Source organism: Methylobacterium sp. 1A (assembly GCF_058072805.1).
Genome location: NZ_JBYQVE010000002.1, coordinates 487538 through 509940 on the forward strand (window position 1 = coordinate 487538; position 22403 = coordinate 509940).

Consider the following 22403-nt stretch of genomic DNA (forward strand, 5'->3'; position numbering starts at 1 on the left):
GCAGAGAACGAGATTTTTCAGAGACTTATCCGGCCGGCACGGTGGCGCGCGCCTTGCTGCTGTGCGGCCCAGAGGAGTCCGGAATGGCGAGCGGCGCGGCGGATCGTTTGGATGTCACCACGTGGATTCCGTCCGCGCGGAACGCGCAGGCGCAGCGTTCGGGCTGGGAGGCCGCGGGCGTGGCGGCCCGCGCCGGCAATTCCGCGCAGGACCGCTTCGGCGCCGCCCTGAGCGCGGCCCAGGCCCGCGACGACGCCGCGACGGCGCGGGCCCGCGCCGCCGATCAGCGCGACGTCGCCGCCTCGGCCCGCGCCCGTCAGGCCGACCTGCGCGATCAGGCCGACGCCGCGCGGCTGGCCGGCGACCGCGCCCGGGATGCGGCGCTTCAGACCGAGGCCCGGGTCGCGGACAAGAGGGCCAGCCTCGCCAAGCCGGCGGATGCGCCGGCCTCGGCCGCGCGGGCCGAGGGACCGCCCTCCGCCGCGGGCGCGCGCGCCGAGGCTCCGAAGGCGGGCGCGGCGCGCACCGCCGAGACCGGCCGGGCGGGAGCCGCCGCGCAGCAGGGTTCCGAGGCCGTCGCGGCCGGGCAGGATCCGGCCGCCGAGGCGGCCGGCACCGCAGGCCCCGAGGCCGACGCGGCGGTGCCGCCGCAGAAGGCCGAGGCCCCCGCGCAACCCGCGGCCTCGGGGCCGTCCGCCTCCCTTCTGGCCCTCATCGCCGCGCTGTCCGAGGGGGGCGGCGCGACCGGGACGGTCAAGACCGAGGCCGAGGCTGAGACGGATGCGGGTAGCGGCACGGCGCCAGCGCAGGACGGCTCGGCGGCTCTCTCCGGAACCGGCGCAACCGCGGGCCCTTCCGGCACGAACGCTCAGGGCGGCGGCCGCGCGGCCGGAACCGTCCACAGCATCGCCGGGACCGCTCCGGCATCGGCGGGCGCCGGTCACGAACCCGGCAAAGTCGAACCGGGCAGCGTCCCGGTCGACGGCCTGACGGCCGGCGGCGCGGCGGCCGCGACGTCCGATGCGGCGGCCCAGGATTTCCTCACCGCCCTGACCGACGTTGGCCAGGGCGCAGGTCCGCTTCAGACGCTGCCCGCGGCGGCGCAGGGTGGTCCGGCGCCGCCCGCGACATCCGGCCAGGCCGTGGACACGACGCGCGCCGCCCAGGAGACCGCCGCGCCGACGCAGACCGCGTCGCTCCAGACCGACCCACCCATCCCGATCGGCCAAGTGCCGATGACCATCGGCCTGAGGTCGCTGCGCGGATCCAACGAGTTCCAGATCCGGCTCGACCCGGCCGAGCTCGGGCGCATCGACGTCAAGCTGGAGATCGACAAGGCGCACGGCCGCGTCATGACCCACTTGGTGGTCGACCGGCCCGAGACCCTCGCGCTGCTCCAGCGCGACGCCGGCCAGCTGCAGCAGGCGCTGACCCAGGCCGGCTTCGATCCCTCGGCCGGCGGGATCAACCTGTCGCTGCGGGGCGACGGAAGCGCCCAGAGCGGCGGCAGCGGCGGTCAGCCGGGCGATTCCCCGCGCGGGGGCGGCACGGGCTGGTCGCGCGATCAGGGGGAAGCCCCGCACGAGGTCGCCCCGATCCGCGTCCTGCGCGGCTACGGCGGCCTCGACATGAGGATCTAGGCGGTACGCGCGGCGCCCGCATCGCGGACCCACACAGACACGACGCGCATCCGGCCCCTGCGCCAGGACGCGGCACAGGAGAGATCAGCATGACGAGCGGTATATCGAGCCTGACAAGCACGACGAACACGACGGGCTCGTCCACGAGCAGCAGCGGCAACGCCACCGAGATCGCCAGCAACTTCACGCAGTTCCTGACGCTGCTGACCACGCAGCTCAAGAACCAGAACCCCCTCGACCCGATGGACACCAACCAGTTCACGCAGCAGCTGGTGCAGTTCGCCGGCGTCGAGCAGCAGCTCAAGACCAACGACCGCCTCGACAGCATCCTGAGCGCCTCGCAATCGGCGAGCTCGGCCTCGGCCACGAGCTACATCGGGAAGACCGTGTCGGCCGACGGCAGCGCCTCGCAGCTGTCCGGCGGCTCCGCCTCCTGGACGCTGAACCCGGCCCGGGCCGCCTCGAAGGCGGTGATCACGGTCCTGGATTCGAAGAGCAACGTCGTGGCCACGCAGACCACCGCGCTCAATGCCGGCAGCCAGACCTACACGTGGAACGGCAAGACCTCGGCCGGCCTGACCGCGCCCGACGGGAACTACTCGATCAAGGTGGCGGCCACGGATGCCACCGGCTCGAGCGTTTCGGTCGATACGAGCCTCACGGGCACGGTCGACGAGGTCGATCTCAGCGGAACGTCGCCGGTGCTGGTGATCGGTTCGCAGCGCGTGCCGCTGTCCAGCGTCCAGACCATCGGGTTGTCCACAAGTGGCACTTAACGAATCACATCCGAGTGACTCGCTTCAACATCTCTTAAGCGGGCACAAGTACCTTCAATGCTCGACAGGTCAGTCGAGTGTAGAGCGTATCATGACCGAACCGAGCCGCCCGAGAGTGAAGTACGTGATCGGGCCCGACGGCAGCCCCCTGACGATCGCGGACCTTCCGCCCCCGAGCACCCGTCGCTGGGTGATCCGGCGCAAGGCCGAGGTCGTGGCCGCGGTGCGCGGCGGTCTCCTCAGCCTGGAGGAGGCGTGCAAGCGCTACACGCTGACCACAGAGGAATTCCTCAGCTGGCAATTCTCCATCGACCAGCACGGCCTCGCCGGCCTGCGGACGACCCGGATCCAGCACTACCGTCACTGATCCGCGGCGCCCGTGCCGGGCGCCCCTATCCCGGGACGCCGCCAGCGCTTCCGGGTCTCATCGAGGCCGCGGATGCCGGACCCGGCGCGTCGGCGACTCTGGTCGAGGGACCCGCTTCGCGGCCCCGGACCGACGCGAAGGCCACCCGCCCGCAGCGACGACCTCAGACGGCGCCGAGGGGCTGGCCCGGTCGAATCCGAGGACTCACGAAGCCGCGTCCGGACCCCGGGCGCGGCTTCGGTCGTTCCGGCGCCCGCATCCGAGCCCGCGGGACGCCCCCGCATTAACGACCCGCTAACCACGACCTGGGCAATTTCTGCCGAGCGGGCCGCCGGGGTCCGCCAGCGTTAGAGTGCAGCGAATCCTCCCGTGAAGCCGGTTCTCGATCTCGTCACGAAGTTCGGACCGGCCCGAATCGCCGCCATGGCGGCGGTGACGCTGACGCTCATCGGATTCTTCGCCTTCATCATCCTGCGGGTCTCGCGCCCCGACATGGGCGTGCTGTTCTCCGACCTGTCGATGCAGGACTCGGCCTCCGTGGTCCGGGAGCTGGACAGCCGCGGCATCCGCTACGAGACGCGGGGCGATGCCGGGCAGACGATCCTGGCCCCCCGCCCGGACCTCGCCAAGCTGCGCATGGACCTCGCCGGCAAGGGCCTGCCGACCCAGGGCGGCGTCGGCTACGAGATCTTCGACAAGGGCGACGCGTTCTCGTCCACCAACTTCGTTCAGAACGTGAACCACCTGCGCGCCCTGGAGGGCGAACTGGCGCGCTCGATCCGGGCGATCGGGCGGGTCCAGGCGGCCCGCGTCCATCTCGTGCTGCCGGAGCGCCGCCTGTTCGAGCGGGACCGGGAGAGCCCGAGCGCGGCGATCGTGCTGAAGCTGATGGGCGATCTCGATGCCGGGCAGGTCCGGGCGATCCGCCATCTCGTGGCCTCCGCGGTGGAGGGCCTCAAGCCCGAACGGATCTCGATCGTCGATGAGCGCGGCCGGCTTCTGGCCGACGGCGCCCGGGACGCCGCGGCCGACGTCGCCGGCGGGTTCGAGGACCGGCAGGTCGGCCTCGAACGGCGCCTGCGCGGCCAGATCGAGGACGTCGTCGCCGGCATCGTCGGCCCGGGCCGGGCCCGCGTCCAGGTCAACGCGGAACTCGACCTCAACCGGGTCGAGAGCCGCTCCGAGACCTTCGATCCCGAGAGCCGGGTCGTACGCTCCGCCCAGACCCGCACCGAATCGGCGGTCACCGGCAATGCCGAGGGACAGGTCAGCGTCGGCAACGAGCTGCCCGGCGCCAATGGCGGCGACAAGACGCCGACGCCCAAGGACGCGACCAACAAGAACGAGGAAACCACCAACTACGAGATCTCGCGGGTCACCAAGACCGAGATCGCCGAGAGCGGCCGGATCAAGCGCCTGTCGGTCGCCGTGGTGCTCGACGGCGTCTACGCCACCGCCCCCGACGGCAAGCAGACTTACAGCCCGCGCACGCCCGCCGAGATCGAGAGGATCACCGCGCTGGTGCGCGGCGCCGTCGGCTTCGACAAGTCCCGCGGCGACCAGATCGAGGTGGTGAACCTGCGCTTCGCGGAGGCGCCGAGCGTGCCGCAATTCACCGAGCCCACGCTGATCCAGTCGCTGCTCGCCCCCACCAAGGAGGACGTGCTGCGCATGGCCGAGCTCGCCGTCCTGGCGCTGCTGACGCTCATCGTCCTGCTCACGGTGGTCCGCCCCCTGGTGCGCCAAGTGCTCGCGCCGGTCCCGGATGCCCCGGTCCTGACGGCGTCCGGAATGGCGCTCCCCGGCGACGCCGCCGCGGTCGCGGGTCCGGGCCAGACCGTGACGGTCATCGACCGCGACAACCCGACCGCGCGGCTGATGGAGTTCGCCAAGATCAACGGCCAGGTCCAGGCCGAGACGGTCCAGCGCGTGGTCGACATGGTCCGGGCGAGCCCGTCCGAGACCGTCGAGGTGCTGCGCACCTGGATCCAGGAAGAGTGAAGCGTAGGGCGTCGAGGGCAACACGATGGCGGCAGGTGCGGCACTGGGTCTGGCGAACACGCTGGCGACGGCGGGCGGCGATTCGTTCGCGTCGATGCCCGGGCCGCAGCGCGCCGCCGCGCTCCTTCTGATGCTCGGGGAGGAGGAAGGCGCCCCGATCTGGCAGATGCTCGAGGAGGAGGAGATCAAGAAGGTCAGCGCCGCCATGGTCCAGCTCGGCACGCTGGAGGCGCAGACCGTCGAGAAGCTGATCATCGAGTTCGTGACCAAGCTCGGCAACAGTGGCGGCATCTCGTCGAACTTCGAGCGGACCGAGGCGCTGCTCCTCAAGATCTTCCCCAGCGATCAGGTCTCGCTGATCATGGCGGAGATCAAGGGCGCGTCGGGCAAGCGCGTCTGGGCCTCGATCGCCCAGGTCGACCCGGAGATCCTCGCTTCGTTCCTGCGCAACGAGTACCCACAGACGGTGGCGGTGGTGCTGTCGCGGGTGCGCGCCGACTACGCCGCGAAGGTGCTCACCATCCTGCCGGAGGACTTCGCCATCGACGTCCTCAACCGGATGCTGCGCATGGAGACGGTGCAGAAGGAGGCGCTGCGCCACATCGAGGAGACGCTGCGGGTCGAGTTCGTGTCGACCATCGCCCAGACCCAGCGCCGCGACGCCCACGAGATGATGGCCGACGTATTCAACGCCTTCGACCGGCAGACGGAGGGCCGCTTCCTCGCCGCGCTCGACCAGGCGAACCGCGGCTCGGCCAAGCGGATCCGCGAGCTGATGTTCACCTTCGAGGACCTGCTGAAACTCGATCCGGGCAGCGTCCAGACCTTGCTGCGCAGCATCGACAACGAGACCCTGTGCCGCGCGCTCAAGGGCGCCAACGAGCCGACCCGCGGCTTCTTCCTGAGGCAGATGTCGACCCGCGCGGCCAAGAACCTCACGGACGAGATGGCCTCGCTCGGGCCGGTCCGCCTCAAGGAGGTGGATGAGGCGCAGGCCAAGATGACCGAGATCGCCAAGGACCTCGCCGAGAAGGGCGAGATCATGATCGCCAAGAATAGCGCCGAGGAGGAGCTGGTCTATTGAGCGCCCAATCCGCCCGGAGCGCGAAGCCGTTCCTGTTCGAGACCGACTTCCGCAGCGGCCGCCCCAGCGCCGAGGCCCTGCGCGCCGCCGAGACCGCGGCCCGCTCCGAGGCCGAGGCCCATGCCCGCGGCATGCAGGAGGGCCGGGTCCAGGCCGAGGCGCAGGTCCAGGGCCGGCTCGCCGACGCCATGACCCGCCTGGCGCTCGCCGCCGCGGGCCTGATCGCCCAGGCCGACGCGCGCGACGCCGAGCGCGAGGCGCAGGCGGTCGAGGTGGCGATGCTGATCGCCCGCAAGGTCGCGGGCGACGCCCTCGACGCCGCCCCGCTCGCCGGCATCGGCGAGGCGGCCCGGACGGCGCTCCAGCACCTGCGCGGCGTGCCGCACTTAGTGGTGCGGGTGCACGACGGCCTAGTCGAGGAGGCCGAGACCCTGGTGAAGCGCCTCGCGCGCGAGCGCGGCTACGAGGGCCGGCTCGTGGTGCTGGGCGACCCCGACATGGCGGCGGGCGACGCCCGCATCGAGTGGGCGGACGGCGGCATCGTCCGCGAGCGCGCCCGCATCGAGGCGGCGGTGCTGGACGCCCTCGGCCTGCCGACGAGCCTGTGAGGAGATCCTGATGTCCGACGATTTCAGCCTGCCCCAGCTCGGCGAGCACGACACCGACTACGCCGCGGGCTCGATCCGCGACGCGCCCACCACCCCGAAGACCGCCGCCGACCTGGAGCAGCTCTTCGACGTGCCCGTCATGGTCTCGGCGGTCCTGGGCTCGGCCCGGATGCCGATCGGCGACCTGCTGCGGCTGGCGCCCGGGGCGGTGCTCGAACTCGACCGGAAGGTCGGCGAGGCGATCGACGTGTTCGTCAACAACCGGCTGGTCGCCCGCGGCGAGGTCGTCCTCGTCGAGGACCGGCTCGGCGTGACGATGACCGAGATCGTCAAGGGTGAGTGATTTTCAGCCGCGGACGCCGGTGTGCTGTCCGCGCGCGGGTTTTGAGAGGGACGAACTATGCGGCTCCTGATGATCGGGCGGCTCAACGGCGAGCTGATCACCGCCTCGAAGATCGCGATGCAGCGCGGCGCCGCCGTCACGCAGGCCGACGCCGTGCCGCAGGGCCTCACCGTCCTGCGCGCGCGGGGCGCCGATCTCATCATGATCGACGTGGGTCTGCCGATCCGCGACCTCGTCACCGCGCTGGAGGGAGAGCGGATCCGCACGCCGGTGGTCGCCTGCGGCGTCTCGGCGGACGCCTCGGCCGCCGTGGCGGCGATCCGGGCGGGCGCCAAGGAGTACATCCCGCTCCCGCCCGATCCCGAGATGATCGCGGCGGTGCTGGAGGCGGTTGCCACCGACCGCGCCGCCTTCGTCTGGCGCGACCCGTCCATGGAGCGGGTGGTCAAGCTCGCCGAGCAGGTCGCCCGCTCCGAGGCCTCGGTGCTGATCACCGGGGAGAGCGGCACCGGCAAGGAGGTGCTGGCCCGGCACGTCCACCAGAAGTCCAACCGGGCGGGCAAGCCCTTCGTCTCGGTGAACTGCGCGGCGATCCCCGAGGCCCTGCTCGAATCCGAGCTGTTCGGCCACGAGAAGGGCGCGTTCACCGGCGCGGTCGCCCGGCGCATCGGCCGGTTCGAGGAGGCCAATGGCGGCACGCTGCTCCTCGACGAGATCTCCGAGATGGACGTGCGCCTGCAGGCGAAGCTGCTGCGCGCCCTGCAGGAGCGGGTCATTGACCGGGTCGGCGGGACCGCCCCGGTGCGGGTCGACATCCGCGTGCTCGCCACCTCGAACCGCAACCTCGCCGAGGAGGTCCGCAAGGGCACGTTCCGGGAGGACCTGCTCTACCGGCTCAACGTCGTCGGCCTGCGGCTCCCGCCGCTGCGCGAGCGCCCGGCCGACATCCTCGAACTCGCCACCCACTTCGCCCGGAAATACGCCGCGGTGAACGGGATGCCGGTCCGCCCGCTCTCCGCGGAGGCCCGGGCGCTCGTGCTGCGGAACCCGTGGCGCGGCAACGTGCGCGAGTTGGAGAACACCCTGCACCGGGCGGTGCTGCTCGCCTCGGGCGACGCGATCGGCCCGGAGGCGATCCTGTCGCCCGAGGGCGAGACCTTCGCGGTCGAGGGGCCGGCCGCGCGCGCCGCCCAGGTCGCCGAGGCCGCCACCCGCGGGCTGGTGGGCCGGACCGTGGCGCAGGTCGAGTGCGACCTGATCCTCGACACGCTGGACCACTGCCTCGGTAACCGGACCCACGCGGCCAAGATCCTCGGCATCTCGATCCGGACCCTGCGCAACAAGCTCAACGAGTACGTGTCGGCGGGCCTGGACGTGGCCGAGCCCGGCAGCGTCCGGGCGAGCGTCGCCTGCGGCTGACGCGCATCCACGGAGCGGCCCCGGCGCGGACGCGCCGGACGACGGCGAACGTCACGGATGTGAAGGGCCGGGCGTACCCGTGCCGTGACGGGGGCGGACCGGCGGTGACGCCCTAGCGCCGCCCGCTCTGGGCCGCCTTGTGGGCTTCGGCCTGGGCCGCGAAAGCCGCGTCGAGCTTGCGCAGGGATTCGTAGCGGGCGACGTCGCCCTCGACGTCGCGGATCGTCTCCTCGACGAGGTGGCGCTGGAGGGCGACCCGCGGGTCGTCCGGCGGGAACGCCTCCCGCTCCTGCAGCCGGAGCACGGCCTGCCGCACGACCGTGTAGACCGCCTCGCGCTCCTCACGGGTCATCGACGGCTGGATCGCCTTCGCGACGAGATCGGAGAAATCCGACATGGACCGTTAGACTTCGCTCATCCAGGTGCGCCCGGTTGGCCGGGCCGCCTCCCTCTACAGATCGCGCGGCCCGGGATCCAGATCCCGGGAGCCGCGGATGCCGCTACATCCTCTGGTCGCGGATGCCGGCGATCAGCAGCGCGGACGAGCTCCAGATCACCAGGAAGCAGAAGAACGACACCAGGAGGGAGTGGCCCCGCTCGGGATAGAGGCTGTCGGTCGGCAGGACCGGCGGGACGAACGTGGCCAGGAAGATGTGCTGCTTGCTCGCCGAGATGCGCGCCCGGTCGAGCAGGCTGTGGGCCGATTCCTCCAGCTTCTCGGCGATGGTCCGCTCGACCAGCAGGCCCTCGTACTGGAGCAGCGCCTCGGTCATGTTCTGGCCGCCGGCGGCGGCGTTGGCGCTCGTCAGCTCGTCCTGGAGCGACTTCATCTGCTGGTCGATGGCCGCGATGTTGGCCACCAGCGTCTGGATCGAGCGCGAGCGCTCGTCGAGGCTGGAGCCGCGCAGGACCTGCAGGTCGTTCTCGGCCTTGAGCTTGTCCTTCCGCAGCAGGGTCAGCGTGGTCAGCGTGCCCTCGGCGGTCTTGATCGGATCGATCACACCCCACTGATTGCGGAATGCCTGCAGCGCCACGTGCGCCTTGCGCAGCCGGTCCTGGGCGACCTTCGCGTCGGCCTCGGCCTGGGCGACCATGTCGGCCTGGGCGCGCTTGGAGATGTCGTTGATCAGCGCCTCGGAGCGCGACACCACCGCCTGGGCGATGGTCAGGGCGTCCTCCGGCGTGAAGGCGCGCACGGACAGGCGGATCACGCCCGAGATCGAGTCGATATGCGCCTCGACGTGCTTGCGCCAGTATTTGGTCAGGTCCTCGATCGGATCACTGGGGTCGAAGCGGGCCCAGAAATCCGCCTCGGACCGCGAGAACATCTTGGAGATGCCGATACTCTTCTCCAGCGCCTCGACCAGCGTCTGGCTGTTGATGTAGTCGCGGACGATGAAGCTGTCCTGGCTGTTGTGCTTCTGGATGAGGTTCGTGTACTGGCCGAGCGAGATGTTCTCCATCGGCTCGACGTTGCCGCGGACCGCGAACTGGGCTTCCGCAACGTACTGATTGGACGCGAACGCGAACAGGTACAGGCCGACCACCAGGGTCGGCAGGAGCACGAACAGGCCGACGCGGCGGATGATCCGCGCGCCGTAGGTTGAGGTGTCCTCCTCGCGGGGACGCAGGCCCGGCAGACGGCTCCAGTCGAGGCGCTGCCGCACGGTCGCCACGAGGGCCCGGGCGGTCCGCTTCTCCGGCACCGGCCGGATCGTCTCCGCGCTGCGCCGCAGCTCCGTCATGGTCGGAGCGGCGAACGTCACGATCTCGCCTTCGCGCGTGTCGTCCTTGACGTCGTCGAAGCTCATCCGCTCTTTGTTCCTGGGTCTGCGCCGGTTCCGCTGCCGCGGCGCCGGCCGAGGGGCGGCCCGTGCGCGGTTACCGGAATCCCGTTCTTTTAGGCCCTTTTTATGGCGCCCAGCCCGCCCGCCGCCCGGCTGCTGCACCGCGGCGACGGGCGCCGTAGCCCGGGGCCGGTATCGCGTCCTACAGTCTCTGAATGATGACAGAACCGCGTGCCGCGGCCCCGGATGGCTCCCCTGATGGCTGCCCGACCGGCCGCACGGCCAAGACCAAACTCTCCGAGATCGTCGTCGTCTGCTCGAAATGCGCGAAGCGGCAGGGCCTGCGCGGGCGGGACCTCCGCGCGCTGCTGAAGAAGGCCGGGAAGCGGGCCGCCCGCGACGGCGGCGGACGCCGGCGGAAGTTGTGCATCGTGGAATCGGGCTGCCTCGGCCCCTGTCCGAAGCGCGCCGTGGCGGTCGCGACCGGCGCGAGCCTGGCCGAGGGCCGGGTCGTCCTGCTCGATCCCGCCGCCGGGCCCGCCGAGGCGCTCGCCGCGGTGCTCAATCCCGTCCTGCCACGTCGCAGGGTCCCCGAATTCGGCCCCAATACCGCTCTAGCGGCGATACCACCCGACGAATCGCCGCCGGTCCGCTGACCGGCACAACTTGGAGCGCGCTCTTGCCCGCCTCTCGACGCGAGGCCCGCACACCGTGACCGGCGACCCTGTTTCCCGGAAGCGGCGGGCGGCCCACGCCGTGCTGCGTCGCCTGCCGCTGTTCGGCACCCTGATCGGCCTCGGCCTCGCCGTCTGGCTCGTGGCGACCAACGATCTCGCCGCGGTGGCCGCGGCCTTCGGACGGATCGGCGTGGCGGGCTTCGCCGGCGTGACGCTGGTGCGGATCGTGGTGATCCTGCTCTGCGGCCTCGCCTGGGCGCGCATTCTCGACGGGCTGGCGCCCGCGACGGCTTCGGCCTGCATGATCCTGCGCTTCGTCCGGGAAGGCATCAACGTGCTGCTGCCCGTGGCCTCGGTGGGCGGCGACGTGCTGGGCGCCCGCCTTCTCACGTTCTGGGGCGTCGCCGGCTCCCTGGCGGCCGCCTCCGTGCTGGCCGACATGCTGTTTCAGGTGGGAACGCTCGCCCTGTTCGCGGGCCTCGGCGCCGGCCTCCTGAGCCGGGTCGAGGGCGCCGAGGCGGCCGCCCTCGCCAGCTGGACGCTGCGGACGCTCGTCGTGGCCGGGCTGGCGGTGGCGGCCTTCTTCGCCTTCCAGCGGACCGGCATCGTGCGGGTGCTCGAGGATCGCCTCGCCGCCCTCGGCCGGCGCTTCGTGCGCGACGCCGAGGCGCGCCCCGAGCCGAACCGCCGGATCCAGGGCGCCCTGGACACGGTCTGGGCTCCGAGCCGCCGGGGCCACCTCGCTCAGTCGTTCGCGCTCCACGCCCTGGCCTGGCTGCTCGGCACGGTCGAGGTCGCGGTCGTCCTCGCCTGCATCGGCGTGGACCATGTCGGCTGGGCCGACATTCTGGTGATCGAGGCGCTGAGCCAGGCGATCAAGGCCGCCGCCTTCGTGGTCCCGAGCGGGCTCGGCGTCCAGGAGGGCGGACTGGTGCTGGTCTGCGGCCTGTTCGGCATCGACGCGGGGACCGCCCTCGCCCTGTCGCTCGCGCGCCGCGTGCCCGACGTGGTGCTTGGCCTGCCGGCCCTCCTCGTCTGGCAGAATCTCGAGGCCCGCCGCGCCGGCGTTCGCCCGGCCACACCCACCTGCGACCGTCCGTGACCCGAGACCTTCCCGTGCCGACACGCCCGATGCGCCAGGTCCCGAAGCTGCGCCTGCCGCCGGTCGCGCTCGCCGCACTGGTCGCGCTGGCCGGCGGAGTGCTCGCCGCCGGTCCGGCCCTCGCGCAGAGCGTCACCCTCGATCTCGGTGCCGGCGGCACCACCGAGCGCGCCCTCCAGCTCGTGGCGCTGATCACCGTCCTGGCGGTAGCCCCCTCGGTGCTGGTGATGGCCACGGCCTTCACCCGCATCGTCGTCGTGCTGTCGATCCTGCGGTCGGCGCTGGGCACCCAGACGGCGCCGCCGACAGCGGTGCTCGTCAGCCTCGCGCTGTTCCTGACCGCCTTCGTGATGGCCCCGACCGGCCGCGCCGCCTACAGCGCCGGTATCGAGCCGCTGATCGCCGGCCGGATCACGCAGGCGCAGGCATTCGAGCGCGCCTCGGCGCCGTTCAAGACCTTCATGCTGCGCAACGTCCGCGAGAAGGACCTGAAGCTGTTCCTCGACCTCGCCAAGGTGCCCACGCCGAAGGGTCCCGAGGATGTCGGCCTGGAGATCGTCACGCCGGCCTTCATGATCTCGGAGCTGCGCCGCGCCTTCGAGATCGGCTTCCTGCTGTTCATCCCGTTCCTGATCATCGACCTCGTGGTCGCCTCGGTGCTGATGGCCGTCGGCATGATGATGGTCCCGCCGGCCACGGTCGCGCTGCCGTTCAAGCTGATCTTCTTCGTGCTGGTCGACGGCTGGACCCTGGTGGCCGGCTCCCTGGTCCAGAGCTACGGCGGCTGACGGCGGCGCCGCTCGGCCCTCCGCGGCCGAGGGCGGCTCGAACGGACGATCGACGACGACCGCCGCGCTCACCCGGGCGGCGCACCGGGTGTCCCGGCGCTGCTCTGCTGCTGTCCGCCCTGGGCACCGGCCGCGGGCGCCTCGCCGCCCGCACCCGGCGCCTCGGGTCGACCGCGCGCGGGCGCGGCGGCATCCGGATAGCGCTTGCGATACTCGGCGAGGAAGGCCGACAGCGTCTGGACCTTCGTGGCGCGCGCCGCGATGTCCCGGAAGCCCGGTGCCCGGGTCGGGTCGGTGCCGGTCAGGAGCGCGAAGGTGCGGGCGTCCGGGCTCGCCGCCATCCCCTCAGAGAATTTCGCCTTCAGCCGCTCCAGGCCCACGGCCTCGTGCGCGAGATCGTAGGCGATCGCGGCGCGCACGATGTCGGCGCGTGCCTGATCGTCCAGCGGCTGGCCGGACTGCCACGTATCGCCCAGCAGGGCCTCGTGGGCCTCCCCGGCCTCGCGCCAGCGGCGCGCGCCCCAGTAAATGTCGGCGCGCAGACGCTCGATATCCGGACCGCTCTCGTCCTCGATCGTTTCCAGCGCGAGGTCGGTGCGGGTCAGGTCCGACAGGGCCCTGGCGCGGACCAGCCCGCGGGCGCGCTTGAGTTCGCCCGGAAGCTCGGGCAGCTCGGTGGCGTCGAGGACCTTCAGGGCCTCCATCGGCTTGTCGTCCATCAGCCGGACCGTCGCGAGGCGCGCCGCCACCGCGGATCGCGCCGGGCCGGTGAGGCGGTTGTCGATCTGGTACTGCAGCAGGTCGGCAGCCGAATCGAGGAGGTCGAGGGTCACGAGGCGGTCGGCCAGACGGCGCACCACCTCGTCGCCGCGCCGCCCGATCGGGCTCAGCTCACGGAAATCGAAGAAGAGCGACACGGCCTCGATCCCGGAGAGCTTGTCGCCCTTGTCGGTGAGGTAGAGGTTCTCGAAGGCCATCTGCGCGTCCCGCGCCAGGGCCGCGGTCGCGGGGGCGTTCGGCGCGAAGACGTTGGCCCGGCGCACCACTGTGAAAGCGTCGCGCCACCGGCCGGCGGCGAGATAGAGGCGGGCGAGACCGGCGGTGATGCCGTCCTCGACCGGGCCGCCGTGCCAGGTCAGGGCGAGCCGCTCCAGCCGCTCGATGGCGGCGTCGGGCGCGAGCTTGCCGGAGGCCTGCGCCAGGAGCGCGCCCCTGAGCGCGGCCTCGACCGCGACCGGGCGGACGGCCGAGTTGTCGAGGCGCGCGTAGGCGTCCAGGGCCGCCTCGGTCTGGCCGGTCGCCTCGGCCACGCGGGCGCGGACCATCGCCAGCCGGTCGCGGATCCAGGGCGGCAGGTCGCGCTCCGCCTCGGCGCGCGCGGCAGCGGTCTCGGCATCGCCGTTCTCGATCGCCGATTCGGCGGCCCGGGCCCGGATCATCTGCGCGACGTCCGCGGGATAGCCGTCGGCCAGCGGCAGCACCTTGAGGAAGCCCGTTTCCGCCGTCTTCCAGTCGCCGGCCCCGGCCGAGGCCATCGCGCGCCACAGGGCGGCCTCGCGATCGTCGCTCAGGAGCGGGACGCTGAGGGCCTTCAGCGCCTCCGCGCTCCGGCCGATCCGCACCAGGGCGATGCCCCGCAGGACGGCGGTGTCGCGCTGGATCGCCAGCAGCGGATCGTCGGCGGCCGCGATCTCCAGCGCGGTGAGGCCTTCGTAATCGAGGCCGTTGGCGAGATCCGCGCGGGCCAGCGCCAGGCGGGCCGGCCCGCGCTCGGTCGGCGTCGCCGCGACGGCCGCGTCGAAGAGGCCGCGCAGGGTCGCGCGGACATTCCCCATCCTGGCGCGTTCCCAGGGCTCCTTCGCGATCGCGAGGGCCCCCGCGTCGACGAGCGCCACGTCCGGCTTGCGCGCCGCCATAGACGCGGCGAGCCCGCCCTCGCGGCCGATCGAGACGCCGTCGAGTTCGGGCCGCACCGCCAGATCGTCGGCGCCGGCGAGGACCGCGAGGCCGTGCCGGCTCGGCAGGATCTCGAAATCGACGAAGCGACGGTTCTTCGGATTGCCGACGGGGCGCTGCGCGGCCGACGTGACCACCGCGATCCGCTCATCGTCGAGGGCGAGCCACGTCGCCGATCCGGGATGCGGCAGCGTCAGGGTGACGGCGATGCGGCCGGACGGATCGGGCTTGCGGACGGGATCGATCGTGTCGCTCGGACTGAGTGCACTGCCCGCCGAGAGTTCCCAGGCCACGCCGGTCCCGGTGGTGACGGCGTTGAGATCGACGAGCCGACCCGGTGGAACCGGGAACCGCACGACCGTGAGCGGCCCCGTCCGGGCGGGTGCGCCCATCGGCGCGAGGCCCTGGCTCGACGGCGGGACGACCACCGGCTCGCTGGTCTCGAAGGCCAGCGTCGCGATCCCGCCGCGCTCGAACAGGACCGCCGGCGGGAGGGTCTGAAACGGGAAGAGCAAGCCTCCGCCGGCCCGGCGCGTCGGCGGCGGCTCGGGGGCGCGCGGCGCGACCGCCGGCGCAGTGACTGGCGCAGCGACGGGCGCCGTGACTGGCACAGTGACTGGCGCACTGGCCTGGGCCGGGCGCGACGCGACCGGCAGCGGCGGCGCCTGCTTCGCGGCGGCGGGACCCGGCACGTCGACGGCGGTCGCGGCCGGCTCCATAGGCTTGGGGCGGACCACGTCCACGTACATGGCGCCGTCCTCGCGCTCGGTGCTGATCCTGAACCCGTCCTCGGGCGTGATCAGGAGACTCGCCGAGTTCGCGTCGGTCTCTGTCGCCAGCTTGGCGATTCCGGGGCGCGGACGGCCGCGGGTGCCGCTCGGATCGATCGTCCAGGCGCCGATCACCCGCACGCGCGTCACGGGTCCCTCGGCGGTCACCGTGGAGACGGCCTCCGCGGGGAGGCGCAGCGACAGCCGCGTCAGGGTCGGAAGCAGCGCGAGCTCGAGCGACAGCGCCCGGCGCACCGGCTCCGGCGTGCGCGCCCTGAGCGCTTCCTCGGCCGCCCGGGCCCGGCGGGCGAGGTCGGCAATCACCTCGGCCGGCAGGGGCGGCATGAGACCGGACCAACCCTCCGGAAGCAGGTCCACGAACACGCGCTCGCCGGCCGACTGGACATTGGCCCGGTAAGGGCGCTGCAGGGCGAGGCGGAGCCCCATGCCGTCAGGGTCGCGGCGGACGCTGGCGATGAAGGCCGGCATCTCGTCCCCGAGGTGCTCGGGCCCGGGCGCCACCCGCTCGCCGTAGCTCAGGAGCAGGACGCCGCCGGCGAGCTTCGCCTTGACCGCGACCGGCTTGTCGAAGGTGAGCACGATCCGGCCGTAGCCGCCGGCCCCGGTGCCGACCTCGCTGCCCTTGGTGCTGACGAGCCGCGCGGCCAGCGCGGGCGCGATCCCTGCCAGAAGGGCGAGCAGCGCCAGCGCCGCGGTCAGCACCCGCGCGCCGCGTCCTCGACCGTTCCGGGGTCGCCCGCCCACCGATCCCATCGCCTCGCCGATCCGAACCCGGCGCGCGGCACCCGAGGGACCGCGGCGCGCGGCGCCACTTCTCGGCGGGATCCTGCTCGACCGCGGCTAACGCTGGCTTAACCGTAACCGGAAAAGGCCGCGGGCCGCCGCGCGGCTCAGCCGCCGAGGGCGACGGCGCGATCGAAGGCCTGCGAGAAGCCCGTCAGGGGCACCGTGACGGTGGCCGGCTCGGTCCCGCCCGCCTTCTCGCCGGTCACGGTGAGGGCCTTGGCGGTGCGCATGCCGTCGAGGGCGAGCGTCGGGAAGCTGATCGCCACGATGCAGCCCTCGGCGCTGCAGGTCGTGTAGGGGGCGCCCTTGCCGAGGGTCTGCTCGTCGAGCTTGAAGGTCACGCCCGGCTCGATGGCGAGCCCGAAGGGCATCAGCACGATCCCCTCGGCCCGGCCGTTCGCGGGCGTCTGCAGTTCGAAGCCGAACTTGCGCCGGCCGGTCCGCGAATCGCCCTGGGACTGGGCCACGATGCAGGTGACCTTGTCGCTCGGGCGCGTGCAGGTCATCGTCCAGTCGCCGTAGCTCTCGCTGACGGTGCTGGCGCCGGCGGGCCACACGGCGCGCGCCGCAGCGGCCGCCGGCGTGGCGGCCTCCTCGGGCTTCGCCGCCTCGGCGGGCTTGGCCGCCTTGTGGGGAGCCGGCTTCGGCCGCGGCTTGGGCTTCGGCTTCGCGGGCGCCTCGGCGGCCGGAGCGGCGTCGGGTTCGGCATCCTGCGCGCGCGCCGCCAGGTTCGGGACCGCCGCAAGCGACGTCGCGATCAGGCTGAGACGCAGAAGCGCACGAAATGTCGACATGGAATCACGATCCCCCGGAGAGCCATTGGGCGGCAGTGCCGCCTAATGCCCAAGCCGGGGCGACGCAATCGCCGGAGGCGGCGCCGGTGGGTTGCGCGCGTCTCAGAGAGGATTCGGGCCACCGATCGAGCGCGCGAGCGCGCAGCGGCGGGCGAAGGCACTCTCCGCGCCGACGCGCAGCGTGCGGGCGACCGCGAAGACGAGGGTCAGGAAGCCGGGATCGCGATCGGCGGTCTCGACGGCAGGGCCGGGGATCCGGGCGGTGATGAGCGCGAGCATGACGGACTCCAGGTGCGAGGTCCCGGGCGTTTCCAAGCTCCCCGAGTTTCTGCGGCCCTCTGCGCGACCTTGCTGCATCGCAATATGAGGCCCGCGTCCCGAGCTTGCCACTGGACAGATGATGGGGGACGCATGCGCTGAGTTCATACTCCGCGCGACTTTCGGGTAAGGGACGTTAACGAAGGGTTCCGCGGGCGCGGTTGACCGGCGACGGGCAAGCCGCCATTGAGCGCGTTTCCGGCGACTCGGGCCCTGGACCGCACCGGCACCGCTCCGGCGGCGCGGGCCTGTCGCCGCACTGTCACACGCGCGCCATAACCCGCCCGCGAGCAGATGAGCGGACGCGCCCGGCGTCCGCCAGACGAGGATATCCCGCATGACCGACCAGCCGACCCATCACCCGATCCATGGCCGCATCACCGGCCCCATCGTGATGATCGGCTTCGGCTCGATCGGCCGGGGCACCCTGCCGCTCATCGAGCGCCATTTCGAGTACGACCGCGCCCGCTTCACCGTGATCGACCCGGTCGACACGCACCGGCCGCTCGCCGAGAAGCACGGACTGCGCTTCGAGAAGGTGGCCCTGACGCCGGAGAACTACCGCGACGTGCTCACCCCGCTCCTCACCGAGGGCGGCGGCCAGGGCTTCTGCGTCAACCTGTCGGTCGACACCTCCTCGCGCGCCATCATGGAGCTCTGCCGCGAACTCGGCGCCCTCTACATCGACACCGTGGCCGAGCCCTGGCCGGGCTTCTACTTCGACAAGACCAAGAGCCAGGGCGACCGCACCAACTACGCGCTCCGCGAGAACATCCTTGACGCCCGCGCGCAGAAGCCCGGTGGCACCACGGCCGTGTCGTGCTGCGGCGCCAATCCCGGCATGGTCTCGTGGTTCGTCAAGCAGGCGCTCCTGAACATCGCCCAGGATACCGGCCTGCAGCGGCCCGAGCCGAAGACCAAGGCCGAGTGGGCCGCCCTGATGAAGGATCTGGGCGTGAAGGGCGTCCACATCGCCGAGCGGGACACGCAGCGCGCCAAGAATCCGAAGCCGCGGGGCGTCTTCGTGAACACGTGGTCGGTCGAGGGCTTCGTCTCCGAGGGCAACCAGCCGGCCGAGCTGGGCTGGGGGACGCACGAGACCTGGAAGCCCGCCAACGCCCGCGAGCAGGAGAAGGGGTCGCGCTGCGCGATCTACCTGCTGCAGCCGGGCGCCGACACGCGGGTGCGCACCTGGGTGCCGACCGCCGGGTCGCAGTTCGGCTTCCTCGTCACCCACAACGAGGCGATCTCCATCTCCGACTACTACACGGTGCGCGAGGGCGATAAGCCGGTCTTCCGGCCGACCTGCCACTACGCCTACCACCCGGCCGACGACGCCGTGCTGTCGCTCCACGAGATGTTCGGCAAGGCGGCGCAGGTGCAGGAGCAGCACCACATCCTCGACGAGACCGAGATCGTCGACGGCATCGACGAGCTCGGCGTGCTCGTCTACGGCCACGCGAAGAACGCCTACTGGTACGGCTCGCAGCTCTCCATCGAGGAGACCCGCCGGGTTGCCCCGTACCAGAACGCCACCGGCCTGCAGGTGACCTCGGCGGTGCTCGCCGGCATGGTCTGGGCCCTGGAGAATCCGGAGGCCGGCATCGTCGAGGCCGACGAGATGGACTTCCGCCGCTGCCTGGAGGTCCAGACCCCGTATCTCGGCCCAGTCGTGGGCGTGTACACGGACTGGACGCCGCTCACCGACCGCCCGGGCCTGTTCCCGGAGGACATCGACACCAGCGATCCCTGGCAGTTCCGCAACGTGCTGGTGCACGGCTGAGGCTTCCGCCGCGCCCCGTCAGTCGGGGCGCGAATCCGCGCCGGATCGGCGGCGCCGTCCTGGACGCACGAAGAGGCCTCCGAGATGCGACGATCTCGGAGGCCCCGTTCGTACGGCCCCCCGCCCGGCCCCGCGGCCTATGCCAGGGATGACACCGGCCCGGACAGTTTCAGCCGGCTCGGCTACTCGGCCTGCCGCCGCGTCACGAGAGTGCGGCCCGGCTCGACCTCGTTCTTGTCCTGATACAGCGGCACGATCGCGCGCAGCCAGCCGCGGACCTCGCGGCCGCCGTAATTGCGCTCGACCACGTCGTGCGTGAGGTAGGCCTGCAGGTTCACGGGCCCGAAATTGTAGCCGACGAGACCGCCCACCGCGATCTGGCCCTGCGGACGGTAGCACGCCACGCCGGTAGGAAGGTCCGTCGACCCGAAGGCCACCGCGCCGATCTGCCAGGAGCCGAATTTCTTCGTCATGGTCAGGTCGAGGTTCATGTAGTCCGGGTAGAGGGTGCCGCTGGGCGAGCGCGTGTCGAGGAAGACGCCGTAGAGCAGATTCGCCGTGAGGTTCCAGCCCTGGCCGGTGTAGCTCAGCGCGAAGCGGTGGGTCAGCGAGGCCGACTGCGTCAGGAACCGCGTCTGGATCGGCAGGTAGCCGCCGAACAGGTAGCTGAAGCCGACGTCGCCGCCGAGGTCCCAGGCGAGCTGGGCCGCCAGCAGCTGCTGCCCGACGCCGCTCTGATAGGGCGCGCCCTGGCTGCTCGCCGCCGCGACCGGCTGGGTGAAGAAGAACTGCAGGCGCGCACCGGCAACATCCCAGGGCGTCGCCCACGCGAAGGTCGGCAGGTTGACGTTGGTCGACGAGTCGCGCGGGAGCGTGCCGCGCACGCCGAAGCTCGACAGGTTCACGAAATACAGGCCGACCGGCAGCTGGTCGCCCACCGGCAGGCCGACTGTCTGTCCCGGCTGCGCCGCGGACGCCGCCCGCGCGGTCGTGGCCGTCGACGCAGCGGCGATCGGGGCCGAGACGGCAAGAGCCGCCGCCGCGACCCAACGTGACGTCAGGCTAAATCCGGCCATGAAAACCCCGAACCTGAGCCCCGTCATTCGGGGCCGATCAGGGTTTGACGGGCGTTCACTCCGACAGCATCCCGCCGTTACGGCCAAGCCGTGCGCGATCGCACGGCGTCGACAGACCGTTCTCTTGGCGAGGGGACTAAATCACCGCTCCTCGACTTCGACGACGAAGTCGCCGCGGTAGGTCGTGCCCTCCACCGGGTTCGAGATCCAGCGGCAACGGCCGATCCGCAGGTCGTGGCCGGCGTGGAAATGCCCGGAGATCCACAGCTCCGGCCGCTCGGCCTCCGCGAGGTCGTCGAGGGCCGTGCTGGCGTAGAAGGCCGGCACCCACCAGGGGACGCCGGGCGCGTCCCGGAAGCGGTCGGCCGCGAGCGGGCTCGCCGGGTGATGGGTCACCACCACGGTCGGTCCGTCGTGCGGGGTCCGGAGCGCCGCGTGCAGGGCCGCCCGCTCGATCCGGTGTTCCGCCATCGCGTCCGCCGGCTGCCAGGGGCTGCCGTCGGCCTTGCGGATCGATCCGAGATACTCCCGCGAGCCCGTCACCGGGTCGGTCATGCGCGACGCCGCGTAGGCCACCGGATCGTCGGGCCGGTTCGGCGCGTCCGGTGCGAGCCAGCGCCCCGCGAGGGTCCAGTCGCTCCACAGGGTGGTGCCGACGAAGCGGACACCGTCGATGACGCAGCTCCGCGCGTGCTGGAGCAGATGGATCCGCGCGCCGAGCCCGTTGAGGCGACCGACCTCGGCCTCGAGGGCGGCGATCAGCTCCGGCGCGGTCCGCCGGTCCCCGGTCGGCGCGTAGCGCTCGTGGTTGCCCGGCACCAGCACGATCGGCCGTCCCTGCGCGAGGTGCAGCAGCGCCGCGAGCCCCCGCTCGGGATGTCCCTCGTGGAGGTCGCCCGGGCAGGCGAGCAGGTCGAACGGCTCCGCGGGCGGCGCGATCCGGTCGAGGGGACGCCGCTCCAGGTGCAGGTCCGAGATGGGGAAGATGCGCATGATGGTCGCTGCCGTGTCGCCGCTTGGGGGCCGCCCGATGGCCGCTACCGCGCGGCTCTGCGCTCGGCCGCGGCTGCCTTGAGGATGTCGGCGGCCGAGTCGGCGTTGAGGATCGCGATCCCGGCCGCCACGACGAGGTCGGGCCAGGGAGACGGGTGGAGGGCCGTCACCAGGCCGGCGGCGATGATCGCCAGGTTGGCGACGGCGTCGTTGCGCGCCGAGAGGTAGGCCGCCCGGGTCAGGCTGCCCGAGCCGGAGCGGTGCCGGGCGAGCATGAGCGCGCAGGTGAGGTTCACGGCGAGCGCCCCGAGCCCCGCGAGGGTCAGGGGCAGTGCCGCGGGGGCGGTGAAGTCGGCGATCTTGCCGTAGGCCGCCCAAGCCCCCGCCAGCGCCGGCAGGAGCAGGATCCCCGCCATGGCGGTCCCGAGGCGGGCGCGGTTGCGCGCGCTCCAGCCGAGACCCGCGAAGATCAGCAGGTTGATCGCCGCGTCCTCGAGGAAATCGAGGCTGTCGGCGATCAGCGCCACCGAGCCGATGGCGAGTGCCACCGCGATCTCGATGCCGAAATAGCCGAGGTTGAGCGCCGCCACGCGGGCGACGACCGGGCGGAGGGCGGGCGGCGCGGGCCGGGGCGCATCATCGGCGATCACGGGACGCCTCTTCGCCGACGCGCGCGGCGCTGTCGAGCCGCTGTTGAGAAAAGCCTGTCCCCGGCTCAAGAAAGTTCGAGGCCGTTACGCCTTTGTCCGGGTGGATTCGCCGCCGGGATCGTGCGACGCCGTTGCCGGAGCCGGCTGCACAAGACGAATGACCGGCCGGAACCGGAGGTCTGCCGCGTCATGCTGCCCGAACTGCGCGTGCTCTATTTCGAGGATCTCGAGGTCGGCCTGTCGGAGACCCTCTCGAAGACCATCGCCTCCTCGGACGTGGTGGGCTTCGCCGAGATCACCGGCGACCGCAACCCGATCCACCTGTCCGAGCACTTCGCCGCGCGCACGCCGTTCGGCACACGCATCGCCCACGGCCTCTACACGGCCGGGCTGATCTCGGCGGTGCTCGGCACCCGCCTGCCGGGGCCCGGCGCCGTCTACATCTCCCAGACCCTGAACTTCCGCGCCCCGGTGCGGATCGGCGACGTCGTCGACGTCACCGTGACGGTGGCCGAACTCATGCCTGAGCGGCGGCGCGCGCGCCTCGCCTGCAAGTGCTCGGTGGGCGGTGAGACAGTCCTCGACGGCGAGGCCCTGGTGAAGGTGCCGACCAAGGCTGAGGCCGACCCGCTGGCGAACCGCTCCGACCGGTCCCAGGGCTGAG

Annotated in this window: 21 protein-coding genes; 13 read left to right on the forward strand and 8 right to left on the reverse strand. The window is 72.1% G+C overall.

What is annotated here, in order from left to right:
* Window positions 1–83: 83 nt before the first annotated feature.
* From ACX9MN_RS22490 to flbD, 8 genes are all read left to right on the forward strand, one after another.
* Entirely contained in the window at window positions 84–1640 is a 1557-nt protein-coding gene (locus ACX9MN_RS22490; protein ID WP_489725508.1) for a flagellar hook-length control protein FliK, read from the forward strand.
* Between the two features lie 89 nt (window positions 1641–1729).
* Entirely contained in the window at window positions 1730–2416 is a 687-nt protein-coding gene (locus tag ACX9MN_RS22495; protein ID WP_020090831.1) for a flagellar hook assembly protein FlgD, read from the forward strand.
* 91 nt (window positions 2417–2507) lie between these two features.
* Complete coding sequence (sciP, locus tag ACX9MN_RS22500) at window positions 2508–2783, forward strand: CtrA inhibitor SciP (protein ID WP_007569077.1); 276 nt, start codon at window positions 2508–2510, stop codon at window positions 2781–2783.
* Between the two features lie 369 nt (window positions 2784–3152).
* Window positions 3153–4784: a flagellar basal-body MS-ring/collar protein FliF gene (gene fliF, locus ACX9MN_RS22505; RefSeq protein ID WP_489725509.1), complete on the forward strand. Its 1632-nt coding sequence runs from the start codon at window positions 3153–3155 to the stop codon at window positions 4782–4784.
* A gap of 25 nt (window positions 4785–4809) precedes the next feature.
* The gene (gene fliG / locus ACX9MN_RS22510) at window positions 4810–5868 is read left to right on the forward strand and encodes a flagellar motor switch protein FliG (protein ID WP_020090834.1); all 1059 of its coding nucleotides are present in this window, start codon (window positions 4810–4812) and stop codon (window positions 5866–5868) included.
* A complete protein-coding gene (locus tag ACX9MN_RS22515; RefSeq protein WP_482958905.1) occupies window positions 5865–6476 on the forward strand; it encodes a FliH/SctL family protein in 612 nt (203 codons plus the stop codon). The genes fliG and ACX9MN_RS22515 overlap by 4 nt, the downstream gene beginning before the upstream one ends.
* Before the next feature lie 10 nt (window positions 6477–6486).
* Window positions 6487–6819 (forward strand): flagellar motor switch protein FliN, encoded by a 333-nt coding sequence (gene fliN / locus ACX9MN_RS22520; protein WP_012321962.1) that lies wholly within the window; start codon window positions 6487–6489, stop codon window positions 6817–6819.
* Between the two features lie 57 nt (window positions 6820–6876).
* A complete protein-coding gene (gene flbD, locus ACX9MN_RS22525) occupies window positions 6877–8238 on the forward strand; it encodes a sigma-54-dependent transcriptional regulator FlbD (RefSeq protein ID WP_020090836.1) in 1362 nt (453 codons plus the stop codon).
* 112 nt (window positions 8239–8350) lie between these two features.
* Here the strand turns inward: flbD and ACX9MN_RS22530 are convergent, their stop codons facing one another.
* Window positions 8351–8635: a hypothetical protein gene (locus ACX9MN_RS22530; protein ID WP_020090837.1), complete on the reverse strand. Its 285-nt coding sequence runs from the start codon at window positions 8633–8635 to the stop codon at window positions 8351–8353.
* Window positions 8636–8738: 103 nt separating this feature from the next.
* Window positions 8739–10049 (reverse strand): KpsE/RkpR family capsule polysaccharide export protein, encoded by a 1311-nt coding sequence (locus tag ACX9MN_RS22535; RefSeq protein ID WP_020090838.1) that lies wholly within the window; start codon window positions 10047–10049, stop codon window positions 8739–8741.
* A gap of 191 nt (window positions 10050–10240) precedes the next feature.
* On the opposite strand from ACX9MN_RS22535, the gene ACX9MN_RS22540 reads away from it, so the two are divergent.
* From ACX9MN_RS22540 to fliP, 3 genes are read left to right on the forward strand one after another with little or no spacing between them, the layout of a single operon-like run.
* Window positions 10241–10681: a hypothetical protein gene (locus ACX9MN_RS22540; RefSeq protein ID WP_331299004.1), complete on the forward strand. Its 441-nt coding sequence runs from the start codon at window positions 10241–10243 to the stop codon at window positions 10679–10681.
* A gap of 55 nt (window positions 10682–10736) precedes the next feature.
* The gene (locus tag ACX9MN_RS22545; protein WP_489725510.1) at window positions 10737–11804 is read left to right on the forward strand and encodes a lysylphosphatidylglycerol synthase domain-containing protein; all 1068 of its coding nucleotides are present in this window, start codon (window positions 10737–10739) and stop codon (window positions 11802–11804) included.
* Window positions 11805–11833: 29 nt separating this feature from the next.
* Window positions 11834–12592, forward strand: a complete 759-nt coding sequence (gene fliP / locus ACX9MN_RS22550; RefSeq protein WP_091979301.1) for a flagellar type III secretion system pore protein FliP — start codon at window positions 11834–11836, stop codon at window positions 12590–12592.
* Window positions 12593–12660: 68 nt separating this feature from the next.
* Here the strand turns inward: fliP and ACX9MN_RS22555 are convergent, their stop codons facing one another.
* From ACX9MN_RS22555 to ACX9MN_RS22565, 3 genes are all read right to left on the reverse strand, one after another.
* Complete coding sequence (locus ACX9MN_RS22555) at window positions 12661–16092, reverse strand: hypothetical protein (protein ID WP_489725511.1); 3432 nt, start codon at window positions 16090–16092, stop codon at window positions 12661–12663.
* 137 nt (window positions 16093–16229) lie between these two features.
* Entirely contained in the window at window positions 16230–16919 is a 690-nt protein-coding gene (locus ACX9MN_RS22560; RefSeq protein ID WP_489725512.1) for an invasion associated locus B family protein, read from the reverse strand.
* A gap of 102 nt (window positions 16920–17021) precedes the next feature.
* On the reverse strand, window positions 17022–17198 hold the full coding sequence (locus ACX9MN_RS22565; RefSeq protein ID WP_020090845.1) for a hypothetical protein: 177 nt from the start codon (window positions 17196–17198) through the stop codon (window positions 17022–17024).
* A 376-nt stretch (window positions 17199–17574) separates the two neighbouring features.
* On the opposite strand from ACX9MN_RS22565, the gene ACX9MN_RS22570 reads away from it, so the two are divergent.
* On the forward strand, window positions 17575–19020 hold the full coding sequence (locus ACX9MN_RS22570) for a homospermidine synthase (RefSeq protein ID WP_427507275.1): 1446 nt from the start codon (window positions 17575–17577) through the stop codon (window positions 19018–19020).
* Window positions 19021–19202: 182 nt separating this feature from the next.
* Here ACX9MN_RS22570 and ACX9MN_RS22575 read toward each other — a convergent pair whose 3' ends face one another.
* From ACX9MN_RS22575 to ACX9MN_RS22585, 3 genes are all read right to left on the reverse strand, one after another.
* A complete protein-coding gene (locus tag ACX9MN_RS22575) occupies window positions 19203–20096 on the reverse strand; it encodes a transporter (protein WP_489725513.1) in 894 nt (297 codons plus the stop codon).
* A 141-nt stretch (window positions 20097–20237) separates the two neighbouring features.
* Window positions 20238–21089: a metallophosphoesterase gene (locus ACX9MN_RS22580; RefSeq protein WP_489725514.1), complete on the reverse strand. Its 852-nt coding sequence runs from the start codon at window positions 21087–21089 to the stop codon at window positions 20238–20240.
* Between the two features lie 44 nt (window positions 21090–21133).
* The gene (locus ACX9MN_RS22585; protein WP_091676268.1) at window positions 21134–21739 is read right to left on the reverse strand and encodes a cation efflux transmembrane domain-containing protein; all 606 of its coding nucleotides are present in this window, start codon (window positions 21737–21739) and stop codon (window positions 21134–21136) included.
* A gap of 189 nt (window positions 21740–21928) precedes the next feature.
* Between ACX9MN_RS22585 and croR the strand changes: the two genes are divergently transcribed.
* Complete coding sequence (gene croR, locus ACX9MN_RS22590; RefSeq protein WP_020090850.1) at window positions 21929–22402, forward strand: 3-hydroxybutyryl-CoA dehydratase; 474 nt, start codon at window positions 21929–21931, stop codon at window positions 22400–22402.
* Window position 22403: the final 1 nt, after the last annotated feature.